This is a genomic window from Streptomyces adelaidensis (assembly GCF_016598475.1).
GTDB lineage: Bacteria > Actinomycetota > Actinomycetes > Streptomycetales > Streptomycetaceae > Streptomyces > Streptomyces adelaidensis.
Genome location: NZ_JAEMUX010000189.1, coordinates 1 through 3590, shown reverse-complemented (window position 1 = coordinate 3590; position 3590 = coordinate 1). Strand labels below are relative to the sequence as shown.

4 protein-coding genes and 1 pseudogene are annotated in these 3590 nt (G+C 69.7%); 2 read left to right on the top strand and 3 right to left on the bottom strand.

The features are described 5' to 3' along the window. Window positions 1–574: 574 nt before the first annotated feature. Together I8N67_RS41080 and I8N67_RS43610 are read right to left on the bottom strand one after the other, a co-directional pair. A complete protein-coding gene (locus tag I8N67_RS41080; RefSeq protein ID WP_234047084.1) occupies window positions 575–715 on the bottom strand; it encodes a hypothetical protein in 141 nt (46 codons plus the stop codon). Beyond that, window positions 691–982, bottom strand: a pseudogene (locus I8N67_RS43610) (integrase). Before I8N67_RS43610 ends, I8N67_RS41080 begins: the two are co-directional and overlap by 25 nt. Window positions 983–1086: 104 nt before the next feature. On the opposite strand from I8N67_RS43610, the gene I8N67_RS41075 reads away from it, so the two are divergent. Then, window positions 1087–1365: a hypothetical protein gene (locus I8N67_RS41075; protein ID WP_200309413.1), complete on the top strand. Its 279-nt coding sequence runs from the start codon at window positions 1087–1089 to the stop codon at window positions 1363–1365. Beyond that, window positions 1362–1754 (top strand): type II toxin-antitoxin system VapC family toxin, encoded by a 393-nt coding sequence (locus tag I8N67_RS41070; protein WP_200309412.1) that lies wholly within the window; start codon window positions 1362–1364, stop codon window positions 1752–1754. Before I8N67_RS41075 ends, I8N67_RS41070 begins: the two co-directional genes overlap by 4 nt. Window positions 1755–2041: 287 nt before the next feature. Here the strand turns inward: I8N67_RS41070 and I8N67_RS41065 are convergent. Continuing rightward, on the bottom strand, window positions 2042–3590 hold a 1549-nt coding region (locus I8N67_RS41065; protein WP_267912903.1), incomplete at its 5' end, for a helicase-related protein.

The window sequence follows — 3590 nt, the reverse complement described above, 5'->3', positions numbered from 1 at the left end:
GCCGTTGCCCTTCCGAGGATGACGGGTGCGTTTCCGCTGGTCAGGCGTAGGCATGGTGTTTCGGCGGGAAGGACGAGGTGTCGTGTCGTCTCTTCGGTGGAGGTGCCGGGATGCCGTCGGTAATGGGGTTGCTGGAGGACGCGAACGCGCTGCTCGGCAGCGAGTGGAGACCCTCCAGGCCGAGCTGCGAGAGGCGGAGGCCGTGTGGGAGCGGTTCGTGATCGCCCGTGAGACGGTGGGCGAGGTTCTGGCGGAGCCTCGAGGAGGCAAGGAAGTACCGCCTGTCGTGATGGCCGGCAGGCGGCCGGTGAAGGTCACGGCGGCGGTGCCCGGTTCGGTGGTGCCGCACTGGCAGGAAGGGCTCGGGCCCGACGGCTCTGGCGCCGGACTACCAGCAGATCACGGACGTCCTGGCCGGTGGGAACGGGGCGCGTGAAAGGGCGATGGACTGTCGGCAACTCGCGGCGGCAGTCGGGCTGGAGCCGGTCCCGGCGAAGGTGGAAGGAGTGCGGCCGAAGGCGAAGCGCCTGTCCGCGCGGGGCTGGCTGGCAGGCAGAGGAACGCCCGGGGCTGTTCAGCGTGCCCGCCGGACGAGCCGGCGGCTCATGACCATGCTCATCGACCATCGGATCACCGCCTCCGAGGTGTCGGTGCGCGTCTCGTGGTCGCGGGCCAGACGGCGTGAGTGCATCAGCCAGGCGACCGCGCGCTCCACCAGCCACCTCCGGCAGTCGGCTCTTCGCCACCCGCGCTCTCCAGTACGTCGACGTGCAGCAACTTGAGCAGGTCGGCGGTGACGGCCCGATAAGCGTTGCCCAGACGCAGGACCGTGCACGGATACCGGCCGCGCTTCGCAAGGTCGTACCCCGTGGTGCGACTGGAACAGCGCACGGTTCGCCGTCTCCAGGTCCACGGCCGCGGGCAGCGCGAGCAGTTCCTCGCGCGTCAGCCCACGGGTCGCATTGTCGCGCTTGGTGATCACAGAGGATCTGTACCCCGTGAGGCAATCCGCCACCTGCCTCCGGTCAAGCCGCAACGCCGCAGAATCAACCCATCCAATAACAAGAGTTTTGTTAATGTGGCTCCATGGCCACCACACCCGACCCCGCTCCCGGCGAAGGTCCCGTCCGCCCGGTCTCCGTCTCCCTCCACGAAGGCACCATCGCGGCGCTCAAAGCACGCACCGGCAGGCGCGGCATGTCCGCCTACGTCGAAGGCCTCATCCAGCGCCAACTGGAGCGCGACCGGCTGCGTGAACTCATCGAGGACGCCGAAGCCGAGCACGGCCCGGTCGACCAGGCTGCGGTCGATGCCAAGCGAGCGCTCCTGCGCGGCGACACGGCCGGCTCGGCGGACGCCGCGTGAGCGGCACCCTCGTGCTGGACTGCGAGGGCCTGTCCAAGCTCGTACGACGCACACCCGAACTCACCGAATGGCTCGCCGCCGCCGAGGCCGAGGACATCCGCGTCATCACCAGCTCCGTCACCCTCGTCGAAGCCCGCGATCCCAAGACCAACCAGGCCCGCTTCGACCACGCCGTCTCGCGCGTCAACATCGTCCCGCCCACCGAAGCCATCGCGCGCCACGCGAGCAAACTCCTCGCCGCAGCCGGCCTTCACGGCCACAAATACGCCCTCGACGCCATCGTCGCCGCCACCGCACTCGCCTCACCCGCCCCTGTGACCGTCCTGACATCGGATCCCGAGGATCTCTTCATGCTGTGCGGCCCAGGCGTCCGCATCGTCAAGGTCTGACTCGGCGAGGCCGCGTCTCAACGTAACGCGGGTATCCATGGTCGACGACGAACGGGCCGGAAGCGAAGGTCTGTTCCGCCGACGCACCCCACATCACCGTCCTCCTCTGTCCTCCCCCGGCTTCTGTCCCAGGCTCCAGCTCCAACACCGGGCTACGAAGTCGAGCCCTCTCCCTCAGCCTCGACGAACTGCACGACCAGTGGCCGCAACGGCCACGACGGCACCCTGATGGATCAGTTCTCCATGGCCGACTCCGGCCTGAAGGCCAGAGCCCTGGCGGTCCGCCGTCACCAGTCGAGCTCAACGTCGTAGCAGGAGAAGCGGGCGGAGTGGCAGGCATCGCAGTGTGTGTACCAGGGGGCGCACGGTTCATCGCAGGAGGCGCAGCTGCCATGCGTGGCCAGTGGCCGGGAAGCGGCCACCAATTGGTTGATTCGCTCGGCGGCCGTCTGCTCGCAGGACGCCACCTCCTCCGCGCTCAGGCCGCCGCATTCACGGCCGAAGGCCAGGACGGCAGTTCCCAGGTCTCGCATGGTCGCGGCGTACTCCTCGGCTTGGGGCAAAGTCATTCGTTCGATACGTGCGCGCGGGCGGATCAGGTGGTGCAGGGCGGCGCCGTGCAGGACCGCCCGGCAAACGGCCGGGTAGGCCGGGCGGTCCGCGTCGACGGACATGGTGATCAGGCGCCAGACGGTGTGGCCGTCGCGCGGCCAGCGCGAGTCGACGTCCAGGGATGCCCCGACGGCCTGGCGTGCCACCTGTAGCTTGGCTTGGATCTCGGCCACGGGCATCGGCCGCAGCCATGAGCGCTGTTGGGCGGCCTGACGGGCGGCGGCGGTCCAGCCGGTCAGCGCGTGCGGAATCTCTCCGGGCTCCGGGCGTCCGAGGTCGGCCCAGGTGGGGCGCAGCCGAGCCGTCGTGACGCGCAGGCCACCGGACCGCGCTCCGTTGGCCGCCTCGACGGCCCGGTCCACAAGCCGGGCGCCGACGGTGAGGCCTGGCAGGCGGCTGCGGTAGGCGCCCACGAGCCCCTCCCCCGCGTCATGGCCCCGCCGGCCAGCCCGGCCGGCGATCTGGGCCGCCTCCCAGATGAGCAACTCCCTACGGGATCTGCCGTCGTACTTGCTCGTTTCCGCGAACGCCACAGTACTCAGCGGAAGGTTGACACCGTGACCGATCACATCCGTGGTGACGATCACGTCGACCTCGCCCTCGGACAGGCGCCGGATCTGCTCCCGGCGGGCCGCGGGCGGCATCGCGCCGTAGAGGATCGTCGCCGACCGGCCCGCCTCGATCAGTTCACGGTGCAGAGCGAGAACGGCTTTGCGGGAGAAGGCCACCACCGCGCTTGCCGACGGGAGAGTCGCCGCCTGGAACTCCGGCATACGGCTCAGTGCGCCGTGCCGGGTGTGGCGGATCACCGTGATGTCCGTGCCAGGGGCGAAGAGCTTACGCAGCAGGTCTTCGGCTTCCGGTGCGGCACAGACGTGCACATCGGTGTGAGCTCCGCTCAGCAGCAGCCGGGTCCAGGCATGACCACGGCCTTCGTCGGCCAGCCAGTGCGCTTCGTCGACAACCAAGAAATCGCCGGCGGTGGGCGCCGCCTCGGCCGTGCAGCACAGCACCGGAGCATCCGGGTTGAGGCGTTCCTCACCCGTGAGCAGACCAACCCTCCCCCAGCTAACGCTGGGAGGTGCCCCCACCACACCGAGCCGGGTGCGCAGCCGTTCGTAGACCTCGAAGGCGAGCATGCGCAGCGGCGCTGCGTAGACACCGGTGCGCCCCGCCTCGGCGCAGGCCGCCAGCAGGGCGATGGCGTCGTGGGTCTTTCCGGAG

Coding starts and splice junctions, on each gene's coding strand:
- I8N67_RS41075 (WP_200309413.1), top strand. CDS start 1,087: ATGGCCACCACACCCGACCCCGCTCCCGGCGAAGGTCCCGTCCGCCCG.